Source organism: Stenotrophomonas maltophilia complex sp. Om-AH-Sm3, from assembly GCF_059337855.1.
In genome coordinates, this window is record NZ_JBYBLQ010000003.1 from 155629 (window position 1) to 172749 (window position 17121).

At 67.1% G+C, this 17121-nt stretch carries 10 protein-coding genes; 9 read left to right on the forward strand and 1 reads right to left on the reverse strand.

The features are described 5' to 3' along the window. Window positions 1–124: 124 nt before the first annotated feature. From AC10QF_RS05290 to AC10QF_RS05325, 8 genes are all read left to right on the forward strand, one after another. Window positions 125–3253: a TonB-dependent receptor gene (locus AC10QF_RS05290; protein WP_100478160.1), complete on the forward strand. Its 3129-nt coding sequence runs from the start codon at window positions 125–127 to the stop codon at window positions 3251–3253. 130 nt (window positions 3254–3383) lie between these two features. Beyond that, window positions 3384–4142, forward strand: a complete 759-nt coding sequence (locus AC10QF_RS05295; RefSeq protein ID WP_111191389.1) for a SapC family protein — start codon at window positions 3384–3386, stop codon at window positions 4140–4142. Between the two features lie 3 nt (window positions 4143–4145). Next, window positions 4146–5168, forward strand: a complete 1023-nt coding sequence (locus AC10QF_RS05300; protein WP_494541885.1) for a cupin-like domain-containing protein — start codon at window positions 4146–4148, stop codon at window positions 5166–5168. A gap of 14 nt (window positions 5169–5182) precedes the next feature. Beyond that, on the forward strand, window positions 5183–6712 hold the full coding sequence (locus tag AC10QF_RS05305) for a tryptophan halogenase family protein (protein ID WP_099495893.1): 1530 nt from the start codon (window positions 5183–5185) through the stop codon (window positions 6710–6712). A 165-nt stretch (window positions 6713–6877) separates the two neighbouring features. Continuing rightward, a complete protein-coding gene (gene xylB / locus AC10QF_RS05310) occupies window positions 6878–8371 on the forward strand; it encodes a xylulokinase (protein WP_111096263.1) in 1494 nt (497 codons plus the stop codon). 43 nt (window positions 8372–8414) lie between these two features. After that, window positions 8415–9749 (forward strand): xylose isomerase, encoded by a 1335-nt coding sequence (xylA, locus tag AC10QF_RS05315; RefSeq protein ID WP_099495891.1) that lies wholly within the window; start codon window positions 8415–8417, stop codon window positions 9747–9749. A 49-nt stretch (window positions 9750–9798) separates the two neighbouring features. Continuing rightward, window positions 9799–11208: a sugar porter family MFS transporter gene (locus AC10QF_RS05320; RefSeq protein ID WP_494541886.1), complete on the forward strand. Its 1410-nt coding sequence runs from the start codon at window positions 9799–9801 to the stop codon at window positions 11206–11208. Further along, complete coding sequence (locus tag AC10QF_RS05325; protein ID WP_494541887.1) at window positions 11205–13763, forward strand: glycoside hydrolase family 3 protein; 2559 nt, start codon at window positions 11205–11207, stop codon at window positions 13761–13763. Before AC10QF_RS05320 ends, AC10QF_RS05325 begins: the two co-directional genes overlap by 4 nt. An 8-nt stretch (window positions 13764–13771) precedes the next feature. Here AC10QF_RS05325 and AC10QF_RS05330 read toward each other — a convergent pair whose 3' ends face one another. Next, window positions 13772–14830 carry a LacI family DNA-binding transcriptional regulator gene (locus tag AC10QF_RS05330; protein WP_049411181.1) on the reverse strand — a complete coding sequence of 353 codons (1059 nt, stop codon included), beginning with the start codon at window positions 14828–14830 and terminating at the stop codon, window positions 13772–13774. A 92-nt stretch (window positions 14831–14922) separates the two neighbouring features. On the opposite strand from AC10QF_RS05330, the gene AC10QF_RS05335 reads away from it, so the two are divergent. Next, window positions 14923–17097: an alpha-glucuronidase family glycosyl hydrolase gene (locus AC10QF_RS05335; RefSeq protein ID WP_240459003.1), complete on the forward strand. Its 2175-nt coding sequence runs from the start codon at window positions 14923–14925 to the stop codon at window positions 17095–17097. The last annotated feature ends 24 nt before the right edge of the window (window positions 17098–17121 follow it).

Here is a 17121-nt window from a genome sequence, read left to right on the forward strand (position 1 = left end):
GGAATGCGGGCCACGCCCGTGCGTGCCCCTGGGAGGGGGCGGTACATCCATTCGATCGTATGTCAGAGGGGACTTTCATGAGCACTTGCAGTTTCCGCGGCACCCTGGCCCCGAGGGCCGGTTCATGAGCCGCGCGTTGGCGAAGTTCCGGTCCCGGGCCATGTTCACCTTCGTGGGTGGTGCCCTGGTCATCAATCCCGCCTTTGCGCAGGACGCCGCACCGGCGACCGGGCAGCAGCCGCAGAGCCAGTCGCAACCCACCCAGCTTGATGCAGTGCAGGTCACGGGCATACGCAACAGCCTGAGCCAGGCCATGGACATCAAGCGCGACTCGGCGGGCGTGGTCGACGCGATCAGTGCCGAGGACATCGGCAAGTTCCCCGATACCAATCTTGCCGAGTCGTTGCAGCGCATCACCGGCATCTCCATCGAGCGCCGTGACGGCGAGGGTGCGCAGGTCACCGCGCGTGGCTTCGGCCCCCAGTTCAACATGGTCACGCTCAACGGTCGGCAGATGCCGGGCGCCGATGCATTCGGTGCCTCTGGACAGGTCGCCATCGGCGGTGTCGACGGCGGCACCCGCGCCTTCAATTTCGCGCAGCTGGCCGCCGAGGCCATCAATGGTATCGAGGTCTACAAGACCAGCCAGGCACAGGTGCCCAGCGGCGGCATCGGCGCGACGATCAACATCCTGACCTCGCGTCCGCTCGATCACGCCGGCATCGTGGCCAACGCCGGGGCGAAGCTGGTGTCCGACCAGAGCCAGCCGTTCGACAATGACCTGACCCCGGAGCTGTCAGGCATCTTCAGTTACAGCAATCCGGAAAAGACCTTCGGCGTCAGCCTCAGCGCAAGCCAGCAGAAGCGCAAGGGTGGCTCGGTGCAGGCCACGGAGAACTACTGGAACGTGCAGCCGTGGACAGGGTCGATGCCGGGCAATCCGACCGTGGTCAATGCCCCGGCCGTCGGCCAGCTTTACGCGCGGCCCAACGACCTGCGCTACGCGTTCTCCGAATTCGAGCGCGAGCGCGTCAACGGCCAGGCCGTGCTGCAGTTCGCACCGACGGACAGCCTGACCCTGACCGTGGATTACACCTACTCGACCAACGAGATCACCGAGAATCGCGGCGAGCAGGGCATGTGGTTGCAGAACAGCAACTACACCAACGTCGAGTTCGACACCAGTGGCGCCGTCGCGACGCCGGTGTACATCCGTGAAATCGCCGGCACCAAGGATTTCGGCCTGGAACAGCAGCGCAGCATGCAGGAATACAAGCTGGGTTCGCTGGGCTTCAATGCCGTCTGGAATGTCAGCGACCGCTTCAAGCTCAGCTTCGATGCGCACAACTCGAAGAACGAGAGCCGCCCGAACGACCCGCTCACCGGCGGTGGTTCGATCTTCATGAGCATCGCCGGCACCAACAACTGTACCCGTGGCCCGCATTGTGGCGGCTCCTGGGTGCAGGAGCTGAACTTCAACAATGGCCTGCCGGTCGGCACCCAGGTCTGGTATCCCAGCACGGCCGATGCGATCGCCGGGACCAATGGCGTGGTCAACCCGGGCTTCCAGGAGGGCGAGGTCGGCACGCAGGTGCTGCGCGTCAACGCGCAGACCCAGATCAGCGAGATCAAGCAGGCGCGCGTCGATGGCGAATGGAACTTCGACCACGGCCGCTTCCAGTTCGGCGTGGACACCAACAAGTCCACCACCCACCGCATCCAGGCCGCCGAGGCCTACTCGACCCTGGGCGACTGGGGCGTGGCCAACGTGGACCGGGATACTGCCGCAGGCCTGATGGACCTGCTGCAGCCGGTCAGCATCGTCGGCCTGTTCGACGACTACAGCGCCAACAGCTGGCCGGCCTGGCGCGGCAATGCCGGGCAGCTCGCGCAATGGGCAGCGGGTGAGTACGGCGTCGGCCTGGGTGTGAACCCACAACGCGCGGCCGACAACTTCGTGGAAGAGAAGACCAAGGCGGCGTACTTCCAGGTGGAGCTGGACGGGGAGCTGGGCGGCATGCGCACCAACACCCGCCTGGGCGTGCGCTATGAGACCACCGATGTGGTGTCGACCTCGGTCATTGCCGTGCCCGAATCGATCGAGTGGCAGGCCAACAACGATTTCCGCATCGTGCTGTCCGATGAGCAGCAGCCCTTCACGGAAAAGGCGCGGTACAGCTACATCCTGCCCAACCTTGATTTCAGCATCGACCTCACCGAGGAGCTGAAGGGCCGCGTTTCGTTCGGCAAGAGCATCGCCCGCGCGCCGTACGGCAATCTCTATGCGGGACCCGGGGCCCAGCAGCCGTTCGGCTCGGTGCTGATCGATCCCTCGTCGCGCGCCAGCGGCAACTCGCAGAACCCGAGCCTGAAGCCGCTGGAATCGGACAACCTCGACCTGGGGCTCGAGTGGTACTTCGCCGACGCCAGCTATGTGTCATTGACCTACTGGAACAAGTCGGTCAGCAACTTCATCGGCAATACCGTCGTCCAGGAAAGCCTGTACGGCCTCACCGACCCGACCTCCGGGCCGGATGCGCGGGCGGCGTTGGACTTCCTGACCAGCGGCGCCTGCGTCGCCCAGGTCGGGCCGGCCAATGCCGCTGCCTGCTCGGCCAACGACACCTCGCTGTTCACCGCACTGGCGTTGCTGCGCAACAATCCCGCCGGGCTGGGCGCCTACAACGGCACCGATGCGCAGGTGCTGGCCACCGAAGCGGCCTACGATCTGTATGGGCAGCCCAACGACCCGTTGTACCAGTTCAACGTCAATCGCCCGATCAACCAGAACAAATCCAAGCTGCATGGCTGGGAGCTGGGCGGCCAGTACTTCTTCGGTGACACCGGCTTCGGCGTGCTGGCCAACTACACCGTGGTCAAAGGCGATGTCGGCTACAACAATGGCGGCGATCCGGGCGTCGACCAGTTCTCGCTCACCGGCCTGAGCGACACTGCCAACGCTATGCTGATGTACGAGAAGTACGGGTGGTCGGTGCGCCTGGCATGGAACTGGCGCGACCAGTACCTGATCCTGGCCAACCAGGGCTCCAGCCGCAATCCGTACTATGTGGAGCCGTACGAGCAGTGGGATCTCAGCGTCAACTACGCGCTGGATGACCACTGGTCCTTCAGCCTGGAGGCGATCAACCTGACCGGCGAGGATGTGCGGTGGCGCTCGCGCACCTCGCAGATGATCGTCAAGCTGGCAGACCAGAGCCCGCGCTACATGCTGGGCGTACGCTACAAGTTCTGAGCCTGGTTGCCGATGCGTCCGGCACGGCACCGCTGCCCGCCAGCGGTGCCGCGCCGGGACGGTGTCGCCGCACCTGTCGCGCCTGCGCTACTCTGCCGGCCAGCCACCCCGCACTGGACTGGATACCCTGATGGCCCGCTATGAAATGCTCAACAACATCGCGCATCGGGACCTGAAGGTCGCCACCGGATTCGGGCCGCAGTTCGGCGATGCGGTGGGCATGGTGCCGGCCTATCCCAGCGAGTTCGCCGAACTGCAGCGTGAGTATCCGATCTTCCTGCGCAGGGAAACCGGGACGGGAGCGTGGCAGTCCGTGGCCCTGCTGGGTTTCGAACAACACGAGAACCTGTTCCTGCTGGACGGGCGCTGGAATGCCTCCTACCTGCCTGGCGCGGCCGCCAAAGGGCCGTTCCTGATCGGCTTCCAGGAGCACTACGTGGATGGCCTGCTCACCGAGGATGCAGTGATGCACGTGGACCTGGACCATCCGCGCGTCACCGCCGGCGTCGGTGAGCCGCTGTTCCTGCCGCAGGGCGGCAACACGCCTTACCTGGACCACATCGCCGGCGTGCTGCGCGGCATCCACGAGGGCAGTGCCTTCGCAACCGGGATGTTCACGATGCTCGACGACTGCGGCCTCATCCAGCCGGTCATGCTCGACGTGCAGGTCGCGCCGCACCACCGGGTGAGCGTGAGCGGATTGCACGGCGTCGACCGCGAGCGCCTGGCGGCGCTGGACAGTTCGCGCCTGGCTGCGTTGAACCGCGCCGGTTACCTGGAAGGTGCGTACCTGATGCTTGCCTCGCTGCATAACATGCGCCGCCTGATCGCCGAGAAGCAGCGCCGCCTTCGCGTGCAGGACGGCACCGCGCAGGCGGTCAGGAACTGACCGGTGCACGCTCGCCTGCCGATGCGGATCCTGGAAGGCATCGATCCTGCCGCCTTGCCATTGGCTGACCTGGTGGAGGCCGGTGAGCCGGTAGTACTGCGCGGCATCGCCAGCGGTTGGCCGCTGGTCCAGGCCGGACTGGGCGGGGGGCAGGACGCAATGGCGTACCTGTGCAGCGTCGATGCGGGTGCGCCCATCCAGTACTCGTTCGGCGGCCCCGAGATCGGGGGGCGCCCGTTCTACAGCGCGGACTTCACCCGGTTGAATTTCGAAGTGCGGCGCGGCGTGCTGGCCCAGGTGCTGGAAGAGATCGCCATGACGCTGCATGTACCGCAACCGCCAACTTACTACGTGGCCTCGCTGCCGATCGCGCGGGCACTGCTGCCGGCATTCGCGCAGGCCAACGACGCCGGTCTGGCGAAGCAGGGCATCGACGCCACCGCCAGCATCTGGATCGGCAACCGGGTGACGGCCTCGTGCCATTTCGACACACCCGACAATCTCGCCTGCTGCGCGGTGGGGCGGCGTGAGTTCACCCTGTTCCCGCCCGCCCAGATCGACAACCTCTATCCGGGCCCGCTCGATCCCACGCCGGGCGGACAGGTGGTCAGCGTGGTGGACTTCGAGCGCCCCGACTTCGATCGGCATCCACGTTTCCGCGAGGCGCTGGCGCATGCACGCAGCGCGGTACTTGGACCCGGCGATGCGATCTTCATTCCCAGCATGTGGTGGCACCATGTACGCAGCCTGGAGCCGTTCAACGTGCTGGTGAACTACTGGTGGCGAAACTCGCCGGCATGGCTGGGATCCGCGCTGGCGGCGCTGCACCACGCGATGTGGGCCGTGCGTGACCTGCCGGCGCGCGAAAAGCAGGCCTGGGAAGGACTCTTCCGCTACTACGCATTCGGCCCTGGCGAGCGCGCGGCGCAGCACCTGCCTGACCCCGCGCGCGGGGACCTGGCACCGTTCGACGAGCAGCGCGCCCGCCGCATGCGCGCGATGCTGCTGGGCAGGCTCAACCGTTGAGAGAGGGCACCGCGTTGGATACCCAGAGCGCGCCTGCAGGGCGCATCCGCAAGGTGGTCATTGCCGGTGGCGGTACAGCGGGATGGCTGGCCGGCTGCGCGCTGGCGCACCAGTTCCGTGACCAGCTGCAGATCACGCTGGTCGAGTCCGAGCAGATCGGCACGGTCGGCGTCGGTGAGTCCACCGTGCCGCCGATCCGCACCTTCCATCGCTTCCTGCAGATCGATGAGCAGGAGTTCCTGCGCGCGGTGGCCGGCACCTTCAAGCTGTCGATCTCGTTCGAGAACTGGCGCCTGCCGGGCGATCGCTTCTTCCATCCGTTCGGCACCATCGGCCACGGCACCTGGGCGGCCCCCTTCCATCACTTCTGGCTGGACAGCCTGCGCCGCGGCATGCCCTCCGACCTGGGCGACTTCTGCCTGGAGAGCATCGCCTCGCGTGGCGACCGCTTCTCGCTGCACACCCAGCCGCAAGCCAGCTATGCGTATCACTTCGATGCCGGGCTGTATGCGCGGTTCCTGCGCCGCAGGGCCGAGGCCCACGGCCTGCGCCGGATCGAAGGCCGGATCGCCCAGGTCAGGCAGCACGCGCACGACGGCTCGGTGCAGGCGCTGGTGCTGGACGACGGCCAGGTGATCGAGGGCGATCTGTTCATCGACTGCACCGGCTTCCGCGGCCTGCTGATCGAGCAGGCGCTGGGCACCGGCTACGAGGACTGGCACGAATGGCTGCCGTGCGACCGTGCCGTGGCGGTGCAGACCGAGGCGGTGGCACCGCCGGTGCCCTATACCCGGGCGATCGCCCACGAGGCGGGGTGGCGCTGGCACATCGCGCTGCAGCACCGTGTCGGCTGTGGGCTGGTGTATGACAGCCGCCATCTGTCCGATGACGAGGCCGCCGCGAAACTGCTGCGCGATGCCGGGGCTCCACCCCTGCGCGATCCATGGAAGGTGCCGTTCCGCAGTGGACGCCGGCTGAAGGCGTGGAACAGGAACGTGGTGTCGCTCGGGCTGGCCAGCGGTTTCATCGAACCGCTGGAGTCGACCAGCATCCATCTGACGATCAGCGCAGTGGTGCGCCTGATCCAGTTGTTCCCGTTCGACGGCATCAGTGCGTCGCTGGTGCAGCTGTACAACGATGTCAGCCGGCAGGAAATGGAGCACGTGCGCGACTTCATCATCCTGCACTACCACGCCACGCAGCGCAGCGAACCGATGTGGAAGGCCTGTCGCGAGATGCGCGTGCCGGAATCGCTGCAGCAGCGGCTGCAGGCGTGGCGCGAGCGTGCACATGCGTGGCAGGACCCCGGCGAGCTGTTCCGTGTCGAATCCTGGACCAGCGTGCTGCTCGGGCAGGGCATCGCGCCCGGTCCTGCCCACCCGCTGGCGCGGGCCGTGAGTGATGTCGATCTGCGCACCTTGTTGAAGGGCATCCAAGGGCCTGTGCAGCAGGCCGCCGCGCAGATGCCGGCGCAGGCGGAGTTCATCGCGCAGTACTGCAGGTCCGGCGTGGACGTATGGCGTTCGACGACGGCGAGCACGTAGCAGGGTTTTGCGTTGCAGCACGCTTTTTCCGCTGCAGCTGGTTACAGTGCGGCAACACCGCGGGCGATGACGCGCGCGGTGGCAACGAGGGGGCCGGACACCACGCCCCCTTTTTGAGTCCACGGAATGTTAGCGCTACCTTTTTGTCGATCGGAGGCGGTTTCGATGGGTCTGGTTGCAGGGATCGATGCAGGGACGCAGAGCCTGAAGGTGCTGGTCTATGACCCGCGGAAGCAGGCGGTGGTGGCCTCGGCCAGCGCGCCGCTCGCGCTGGACAGCGGTGCCGATGGCAGCCGTGAACAGGCGCCGGCCGACTGGGTGTCGGCCCTGCGCGACTGCTTTGCCCGGGTCGATCCCTCGCTGCGCGCACGCATCGTCGCGCTGGCGGTATCGGGCCAGCAGCATGGGTTCGTGCCGGTCGATGATGCTGGCGAGGTACTGGCGCCGGCCAAGCTGTGGTGCGACACCAGCACCTCGGCCGAATGCATCCAGATCATGGACGCCGTGGGTGGGTTCCAACGGACCATCGCGCTGGCGGGCAATCCGATCCTGGCCGGCTACACGGCCTCCAAGCTGCCCTGGACCCGGACCCACCGTGCCGACGCCTATGCGCGGCTGGCGACCATCCTGCTGCCACACGACTACCTGAATTTCGTGTTGACCGGGCAGCGGTTCTGCGAGCTTGGCGATGCGTCCGGCACCGGCTGGCTGGACGTGCGCACACGCACATGGTCGCAGGAACTGCTGCGCGCAACCGATCCTGATCGTGATCTTGCTGCCTGCCTGCCGCCGATCGCTGCGCCCGATGCCCTGTTCGATATCGCGCCGAAGGCAGCCGCCGAGTTCGGGCTGCCGGCGGCCGTGAAGATTGCCGTGGGTGGCGGCGACAACATGATGGCGGCAATCGGCACCGGCTGCGTCACGGAAGGGCGGCTGGCGATGAGCCTGGGAACCTCCGGAACGCTGTTTGCCTATTCCGGCTCGCCAGTGATCGATCCGGACGGCGCGTGGGCGGCGTTCTGCTCGTCCACGGGGGGCTGGCTGCCGCTGATCTGCACCATGAACTGCACCGTGGCCACCGAACGCGTGGCCACCGCCTTCGGTTTCAGCAGCCGCGACGGTGACGCGCATCTTCGCGCAACGCCGCCGGGGGCAGGGGGCCTGGTGATGCTGCCGTTCCTCAATGGCGAACGTACCCCTGACCTGCCGCTGGGCAAGGGCGTGCTGGCTGGCCTGGACATTGCCAATTTCACTCCCGCGCATATCTACCGCGCCGCCATGGAGGGCGCGACCTACAGCCTGAAGTACGGCTACGACGCCTTCGTCCGCGCGGGCATGCAGTTCGATCGCATCGTGCTCACCGGCGGTGGCAGCAACAGCGCTGCCTGGCGTCAGCTGGTGGCTGATGTGTTCGGCCTGCCGGTGGACGTCCCGGTGCAGGCCGAAGGTGCGGCGTTCGGCGCAGCGCTGCAGGCGCTGTGGGCGCTCGCCCGGGCGCAGGGAGACGCCACCTCGATCAGCGACATCACCGCGCGCCACGTCACCGTCGATCCCGCGCTGTCCGCACGGCCGGATCCGGCCCGCAGCGATGCCTATGCACGGGCCTACGCACGCTTCCTCAGTCATCTCGATGCCATCACGCCGCTGCAGCGCGGCTGATGACTCCTCCACGACACCCCGTACCACGACAGGAGCACGCACCATGAGCACGCAGCCCTTCATCGGCGCCAAGGAATACTTCCCCGGCGTCGGCCGCATTCCGTTCGAGGGCAAGGGCTCGGACAATCCGCTTGCCTTCAAGGTCTACGATGCCAACCGGGTCATCGGTGGCAAGACCATGCAGGAGCATCTGCGCTTCGCCGTGTGCTACTGGCACACCTTCTGCAATGCCGGGCACGATCCGTTCGGCCCGGGCACCCGGCAGTTCCCGTGGGAGGCCGCCTCGCCACTGGCCACGGCCGAAGCAAAGGTGGACGCAGCGTTCGAGTTCTTCACCAAGCTGGGCGTGCCGTACTGGTGCTTCCACGATATCGACCTGGCGCCGGATGCCGACGACATCGGCCAGTACCAGAAGAACCTCTCGCATATGGTGGGCCTGGCCAAGGCGCGCCAGGAGGCCACCGGCGTCAAGCTGCTGTGGGGCACGGCCAACCTGTTCTCGCACCCGCGCTACATGAACGGCGCATCGACCAATCCCGACTTCGCGGTGGTCGCGCGTGCAGCCGTGCAGGTCAAGGCCGCCCTCGAGGCCACGGTCGAACTCGGTGGCGAGCACTACGTGTTCTGGGGCGGGCGCGAAGGCTATGCGTCGCTGGCCAATACCCAGATGAAGCGGGAGATCGAGCATTTCGCGCGCTTCCTGACCATGGCACGCGACTATGGCCGCAGCATCGGGCTGAAGGGCAACTTCCTGATCGAGCCCAAGCCGATGGAGCCGATGAAGCACCAGTACGACTTCGACAGTGCCACGGTGGTGGGCTTCCTGAAGGAGCATGGGCTGGACAAGGACTTCAAGCTCAACATCGAGGCCAACCACGCCACGTTGTCCGGGCACACCTTCGAGCACGATCTGCAGGTCGCGTCCGATCATGGCCTGCTCGGCAGCATCGATGCCAACCGCGGCAACGCGCAGAACGGCTGGGACACCGACCAGTTCCCCAGTGATCTGTACGACACCGTGGGTGCGATGCTGGTCGTGCTGCGCCAGGGCGGGCTGGAGGGCGGGTTGAACTTCGATGCCAAGGTGCGCCGCGAGTCGACCGACCTGGAGGATCTGTTCATTGCCCATATCGGCGGCATGGATGCGTTCGCACGCGGGCTGGAGGTTGCCCATGCACTGCTGACCGAGTCGCCGTGGGAGCAATGGCGTGCGCAACGCTACGCAAGCTTCGATTCCGGCGCCGGACAGGATTTCGAGCGTGGCACGCTCAGCCTGCCGGACCTGGCGGGCCTGGCCGCCCGCCTCGGCGAACCGCGCCAGGCCAGCGGCAAGCAGGAGCGTTACGAAAACCTGCTCAACCAGTACCTGCTGCGCTGAGCGCAGCAGGCAGGCCAACGGCGGCAACGGTGCACTCAAGGGGACGGGGATGAACCAGGCAGCAGGCAGCGGCGAGAACACCCGGCTGATCGTACTGATCAGCGTGGTAGCGACGATTGGCGGTTTTCTGTTCGGCTTCGACAGCGGCGTGATCAATGGCACCCAGGACGGCCTGCACCAGACGTTCCGGTCCGGCGAATGGATGCAGGGGTTCGAGATCGCGTCGATGCTGCTGGGCTGTGCGGTGGGCGCGTTCAGTGCCGGCCGCCTGGCCGACCGCCTCGGCCGTCGCAACGTGCTGATCCTGTCGGCGGTGATGTTCCTGCTGTCGGCACTCGGTGCGGGGGCGGCGGTCTCGTCGGGCTGGTTCATTGCGGCGCGGGTGGTGGGCGGATTCGCGGTCGGCGCGGCGAGCGTGATCTCGCCGGCCTACATCGCCGAGGTCGCTCCGGCCCGCTATCGCGGCCGCCTGGCCACGGTGCAGCAGATCGCCATCATCACCGGGCTCACCGCTGCCTTCCTGTCCAACTACCTGCTGGCGGCCGCAGCGGGGGCGTCGACCGAGCCACTGTGGGGCGGGCAGGCCGCCTGGCGCTGGATGTTCTGGATGCAGGCCGCGCCATCGCTGCTGTTCCTGCTGCTGTTGCTGACCATTCCGGAGAGCCCGCGCTACCTGGTGGTGAAACGGCGCAAGGACGACGCCCTGCAGGTGCTGACCCGGCTGCTGGGCAGCGACAAGGCCAGGACCACGCTCGAGGAGATCGATGCCTCGCTGTCCAACGACCACCATCGCCCGCGCCTGTCCGACCTGAAGAGCAGGGGGACCGGGCGGATCCGCCCGATTGTCTGGGTCGGCGTCGGGCTGGCCTGCTTCCAGCAGCTGGTCGGCATCAACGTGGTGTTCTATTACGGCGCCGTGTTGTGGCAGGCGGTCGGCTTTTCCGAAAACGACGCGCTGCTGATCAACGTGCTGTCCGGCGCGCTGAGCATCGGTGCCTGCGTGGTCACCGTACTGCTGATTGACCGGATCGGCCGCAAGCCCCTGCTGTGGTTCGGCTCGGCCGGGATGTCGCTGTCGCTTGCACTGGTGGTGGTGGCCTTCGCCAGTGGTTCGCTGGCCGACGGGCATCTGCAGCTGCCCGGCCGCATGGGCACGCTGGCGCTGGTGGCGGCCAACGCCTACGTCGTGTTCTTCAATCTGTCCTGGGGGCCGGTGATGTGGGTGATGCTGGGCGAGATGTTCCCGAACCAGATCCGCGGTTCGGCATTGGCGGTCGCTGGCGCAGCGCAATGGACCTCCAACTTCGTGGTCACGGTAACGTTCCCGATGCTGCTGGCCGCGGCAGGGCTGGCGGCCACCTACGGCATCTACCTGGTTGCTGCCGTGATCTCGGTGATCTTCGTCGTCCGGCATGTGCACGAGACCAAGGGCAAGGAACTGGAGCAGATGGAAGGATGAGCGCCATGACATCGCAGACCTTCGTAAACCGCAGCGGCGCGCTGGTCGCCGCACTGATGCTGGGATTGCTTGGCTGCCGCGGCCAGGACCGGGCTGCCGCCGCCGCAACCACCGACAAGGATCCCTGGCCGGAGGTCACCTGGCCGCTGGCTGCGGATCCGGCACTGGAGAAGCGCATCACCGACCTGATGGCGGGCATGACGGTGGAGGAGAAGGTCGGCCAGCTGGTGCAGGGCGACATCGCCAGCGTCACCCCCGATGATGTGCGCCGCTACCGGCTCGGCTCGATCCTGGCCGGAGGCAACTCCGATCCCGGCGGCCGCTATGACGCCTCGCCGGCCGAATGGCTGGCGCTGGCCGACGCCTTCTACGACGCCTCCATGGACACCTCGAAAGGCGGCAAGGCCATTCCGCTGCTGTTCGGCATCGATGCCGTGCACGGGCAGAGCAACATCATTGGCGCCACGTTGTTCCCGCACAATATCGGGCTGGGCGCCACGCGCAATCCGGAGCTGCTGCGGCAGATCGGTGGCATCACCGCGCTGGAGACCCGCGTTACCGGCATGGAATGGACGTTCGCGCCGACCGTTGCCGTACCCCAGGATGATCGCTGGGGACGCACCTACGAAGGCTACTCCGAATCGCCGGACGTGGTGGCCAGCTATGCCGCCGCCATGGTGGAGGGGTTGCAGGGCAGGGTGGGAACACCGGAGTTCCTCGATGGCCGCCATGTGATCGCCTCGGTGAAGCACTTCCTGGGCGATGGGGGCACCACCGACGGCAAGGACCAGGGCGACACCCGCATCAGCGAGTCAGACCTGGTGCGCATCCACGCCGCCGGATATCCGCCGGCAATCGCCGCCGGCGCGCAGACCGCGATGGCGTCGTTCAACAGCGTCAACGGCGAAAAGATGCATGGGCACCGGCATTACCTCACCGATGTGCTCAAGGGCCGCATGAACTTCGGTGGCTTCGTGGTAGGTGACTGGAATGGTCATGGACAGGTCAAGGGCTGCACCACCACAGATTGCCCGGCCACCATCATCGCGGGCCTGGACATGGCGATGGCCTCGGACAGCTGGAAGGGTTTCTACGAGACGACGCTGGCTGCGGTGAAGGATGGGCGGATCACGCCGCAACGCCTGGACGATGCGGTGCGCCGGATCCTGCGGGTCAAGTTCCGCCTTGGGCTGTTCGAGGCCGGCAGGCCATCCACGCGGGCCGTCGGCGGGCAGTTCGCACTGATCGGCGCGCCGGCGCATCGCGCGGTCGCCCGGCAGGCCGTGCGCGAATCGCTGGTCCTGCTGAAGAACCAGAACGGCCTCCTGCCGCTGTCGCCGAAGCAGCGGATCCTCGTGGCCGGCGACGGCGCCGACGATGTCGGCAAGCAGGCCGGCGGCTGGACGCTCAACTGGCAGGGCACCGGCACCACCCGCAAGGACTTCCCCAATGCGGACACGATCTACGAGGGCATCGCGCGCCAGGCCAGGGCGGCCGGTGGTGAAGCCGTGCTTGCCGTCGACGGACGCTATGCAGTGAAGCCCGACGTGGCGGTGGTGGTGTTTGGCGAGGACCCCTATGCCGAGTTCCAGGGAGACCGGCCGACGCTGGCCTACAAGCCCGGCAACGAAACGGACCTGGCGCTGCTCAAGCGGCTCAAGGCCGAAGGCATACCGGTTGTTGCGGTTTTCCTGAGCGGACGGCCGCTCTGGGTGAACCGGGAAATCAATGCCGCCGATGCCTTCGTGGCTGCATGGCTGCCGGGCTCGGAAGGCGCCGGCATTGCCGATGTACTGCTGCGCGGAAGCGATGGCCGCGTGCAGCACGATTTCAAGGGCAAGCTCAGTTACAGCTGGCCGCGCACCGCCACCCAGTACGCCAACAACGTCGGCCAGAAGGACTACGATCCGTTGTTTGCGTTCGGCTTCGGCCTGACCTACGCCGACAACGGCGACCTGGCCGCGCTGCCGGAGGCATCGGGCGTGACCGGCAACGAGGGCGCGACGGGCGTGTTCTTTGCGCGCGGTGATGCAGGCCCCGGCATGGCGCTGCGCCTTGAGCAGGCCGCAGGCCAGGGCCTGACCGTGACCCGCGTGCCGGACGCATTGCCCGGTGATCGGCTGAAGATCACCGGCGTGGATCATCTGGCGCAGGAGGATGGGCGACGCCTGGCCTGGTCGGGCAATGGCGAAGCCGCCGCGGCACTGCAGTCGCACACGGCGCTGGACCTGCGGCGTGAATCGAACGGCGACCTGATGCTGCTGACCACGCTGCGGGTGGACGTAGCCCCGAAGGGCGAGGCGTGGCTGTCGGTCGGTTGCGGCGTGGGCTGCTCGGCGCGCATCGCCATCGGGCCGGCGCTGGCGGCGCTACCACAGGGCCAGTGGAAGCGTGTCGGCGTGCCGCTGAAGTGCCTGGCCAAGGCGGGTGCAACGCTGGACGCGATCGACCGACCGTGGTCGGTGGTGACGGCCGACGCGATGACGATCTCCGTGTCACGCGTCGCCCTGGGTGCGCTGAACGAAGCCGAGGTCACCCTCGGATGCGGAGCATGAGGCCTGCGCTACCGCCCCCGGGGCGGCGCGGCGACCGAACCGCGTGCGATCAGCCGATGCGGCATCACATGATCGCGCAGCACCGTTGCGTCCCCCGCCGGACGGCGGATGGTGCGCAGCAGGATGTCGACGGCCGCGTTGGCCATCGAGGCGATGGGCTGGTGGATCGTGGTCAGTTCCGGCCACACGGTGGTGGCGGCCGAGGTGTCATCGAAACCCACCACCGACAGGTCGCGTGGCACTTCCAGCCCGCGCCGATGCGCGACGGAGATGGCCGCGGCGCCCATGTCGTCGTTGCTGGCGAAAATCGCGGTCGGTGGGCGGCGTTGGGACAACAGCTTTTCGGCGGCAGCCAGGCCGGACCGGTAGGTGTAGTCACCGTGTTGGACCAGGCCAGGCTCCACCGCAAGCCCGGCCTCGCGCAGGGCGGTGACGAAGCCGTCGTAACGGAGCGCACTTGCGCTCAGGTCATCGCGCCCACGGATGAAACCGATGCGGGTGTGTCCCTGCCGGAGCAGGTGATCGGTCATTTCCCTGCCCGCACTGAAATCGTCGATGCGGACGCAGGACAGGGCCTCGCTCAGGCGACCCGATGCGATGGCCACCACTGGAATGCCAGCCTTGACCAGTTCGCTTACGGCAGCCTGCGATTCGCAAAGGGGCGGCGGCAGGATCACCCCGTCGACGCGTCCGGCGAGCGCGCGCGCCGCCCTGCGTTCGGAGTCGGCATCCAGGTTGTCCCAGTAGTCGATGACCAGCTGGATGGCGGAACTGGAGGCGACGCGCAGCAGGCCCACCAGCAGTTCGCGCAGGTAGGCGCCGCTGGGGTTGGTGTAGATCAGCGCAATGCGCGTGTGCTGAGCAGCGGCCAGCGAACTGGCGGCAAGATTGGGCGTATAGCCCAGCTCACGCACGGCGCGCAGCACGCGCTCGCGGGTGACGTCGCGCACCTTGCCCTGGTTGATCACCCGCGACACGGTCATCGGCGAAACGCCGGCAAGGGCCGCAACCTCGTCGATCGTCACGCCTGCGGTTCTGCGGCGAACCGACTTCTTCGGCTTGTCCAATGCACGATCCCTTTGTTCTTGGTGGCGCTGCCGCGCGGGTGCGAAGGACGATGATGCGCTGCCCCGGGCCCGGACGTAGTCTACAAAGGCGCATGTTAACGCCGTTGTTGCGTGCTGTCGGCACGCGCCTGTGCGCCGTGCTCGCACTGCTGGCCTGTGCTGGCGGTGCACGGGCGGAGGATGGCTACAGGCTGTGGATGCGCTACCAGCCGGTTGGCACAACGGTCGCTGCCGACTACCGGCGGCAGCTGGCCGAAGTGGTGGCCCCGGATGGCACGCCGATGCAGCGCGCCACCCGCGACGAGCTTGCGCGCAGCCTTCCTGGATTGCTGGGAACGGCCCCGCCAATGCGAACGGCAATCAGTACTGACCATGCCCTGGTGCTGGGTACGCCGCAGTCTTCGGCGCTGGTCGCCGCGTTCGGCAACGAGGTTGCCACGCTGGGCGACGAGGGCTTCCTGATCCGGCAGGTCCGGACCGAGGGGCGCGATGTGCTGCTGGTGGCGGCACGCCGGGATGTCGGCGTGCTGTATGGCACGTTCCACCTGCTGCGCCTGTTGCAGCGTGGCATGCCGCTGCGGGGGCTGGACGTGCGGGAGTCGCCGCGGGTCGCACTGCGTGTGCTCGACCATTGGGACAACCTGGACCGCTACGTCGAGCGTGGCTATGCGGGCAGCTCGCTGTGGGACTGGCAGACGTTGCCGCAATGGCGTGACCCGCGCTACACCGACTACGCCCGTGCCAACGCTTCGCTCGGCATCAACGGCACCGTCCTCAACAACGTCAACGCCAGTGCGCTGAGCCTGTCGCCGGCCTATCTGGCCAAGGCCGCCGCGCTGGCCGACCTGTTCCGCCCCTATGGCATCCGGGTCTACCTGAGCGCACGCTTCAGTGCGCCCATCGAGCTCGGCGGCCTGGCGACGGCTGACCCGTTGGATCCCGGCGTGCGGCGCTGGTGGCGCGACAAGGTCGATGAGATCCATGCGCGCATTCCGGATTTCGGCGGCTTCCTGGTCAAGGCCAACTCGGAGGGGCAACCCGGCCCGCAGGATTACGGTCGTTCCCATGCCGACGGCGCCAACCTGCTGGCCGACGCGCTGGCACCCTACAACGGCGTGGTGATGTGGCGGGCCTTCGTGTATTCGCACGAGGTTCCCGAAGATCGCGCCAAGCAGGCGTACAGCGAGTTTGTCGGGCTGGACGGTGCCTTCCGCCCCAACGTGATCGTGCAGGTGAAGAATGGCCCCATCGACTTCCAGCCGCGCGAGCCGTTCCATCCGCTGTTCGGCGCGATGCCACGCACGCCGCTGATGATGGAACTGCAGATCACCAAGGAATACCTGGGTTTTGCGACGCACCTGGTCTACCTGGGAACGCTCTACGAGGAAGTGCTGCAGGCCGACACCCATGCCCGCGGCGAGGGCTCCACGGTTGCCCGCGTGATCGATGGCTCGCTGGAGGGCCACGCACTGACCGGTATTGCCGGCGTCGCCAACATCGGCGTGGACCGCACCTGGAGTGGCTCGCACTTCGAGCAGGCCAACTGGTACGCCTTCGGCCGGCTGGCCTGGAACCCGCAGCAATCCGCGCGCGCGATTGCCGAAGACTGGGCAGCGTTGACGTTCTCGCCCGACCCGCAGGTGACCGGCCCGATCGTGCGGATGATGATGGATTCGCGCGAGGCGGCAGTGGATTACATGACGCCGCTGGGCCTGCACCACCTGATGGCACGCGGCCATCACTACGGCCCCGGCCCCTGGGTGGACGGAGGCCCACGTGCGGACTGGACGTCGGTGTACTACCACCGCGCAGACAGCCAGGGCATCGGTTTTGATCGCAGCGCCAGCGGAAGCAACGCAGTGGGCCAGTACGCCCCGCAGGTCGCCGAGATCTACGGCGATTCCGCACGCGTGCCCGAGTCGCTGCTGCTGTGGTTCCATCATGTGCCGTGGGACCGCCGCATGCGCTCGGGCAGGACGCTCTGGGATGAGCTGGTCGGGCGCTATTCGCGCGGTGTGCGCCAGGTGCGGTCGATGCAGGACACCTGGGCAGCCCTGCGCGACCGGATCGATCCGCAGCGGCATCGGCACGTTGCTGCGTTCCTGCAGATCCAGCACGACGAAGCGCAATGGTGGCGTGACGCCAGCGTGGCGTACTTCCAGTCACTCAGCGGACGGCCGCTGCCCGCCGGCGAACGGCCACCGCCGCAGCCATTGTCGTACTACCAGGCGTTGCAGTTTCCGTTCGCACCGGGGGATGGGCGATGAGCAGGTTCGGAGCGGTCCGGTATG

What these genes read in the sequence shown, in the direction of transcription:
- AC10QF_RS05290 (WP_100478160.1), top strand. Translation starts at nt 125, where the DNA reads ATGAGCCGCGCGTTGGCGAAGTTCCGGTCCCGGGCCATGTTCACCTTC.
- AC10QF_RS05295 (WP_111191389.1), top strand. Translation starts at nt 3,384, where the DNA reads ATGGCCCGCTATGAAATGCTCAACAACATCGCGCATCGGGACCTGAAG.
- xylB (WP_111096263.1), top strand. Translation starts at nt 6,878, where the DNA reads ATGGGTCTGGTTGCAGGGATCGATGCAGGGACGCAGAGCCTGAAGGTG.
- xylA (WP_099495891.1), top strand. Translation starts at nt 8,415, where the DNA reads ATGAGCACGCAGCCCTTCATCGGCGCCAAGGAATACTTCCCCGGCGTC.
- AC10QF_RS05320 (WP_494541886.1), top strand. Translation starts at nt 9,799, where the DNA reads ATGAACCAGGCAGCAGGCAGCGGCGAGAACACCCGGCTGATCGTACTG.
- AC10QF_RS05325 (WP_494541887.1), top strand. Translation starts at nt 11,205, where the DNA reads ATGAGCGCCATGACATCGCAGACCTTCGTAAACCGCAGCGGCGCGCTG.
- AC10QF_RS05335 (WP_240459003.1), top strand. Translation starts at nt 14,923, where the DNA reads ATGTTAACGCCGTTGTTGCGTGCTGTCGGCACGCGCCTGTGCGCCGTG.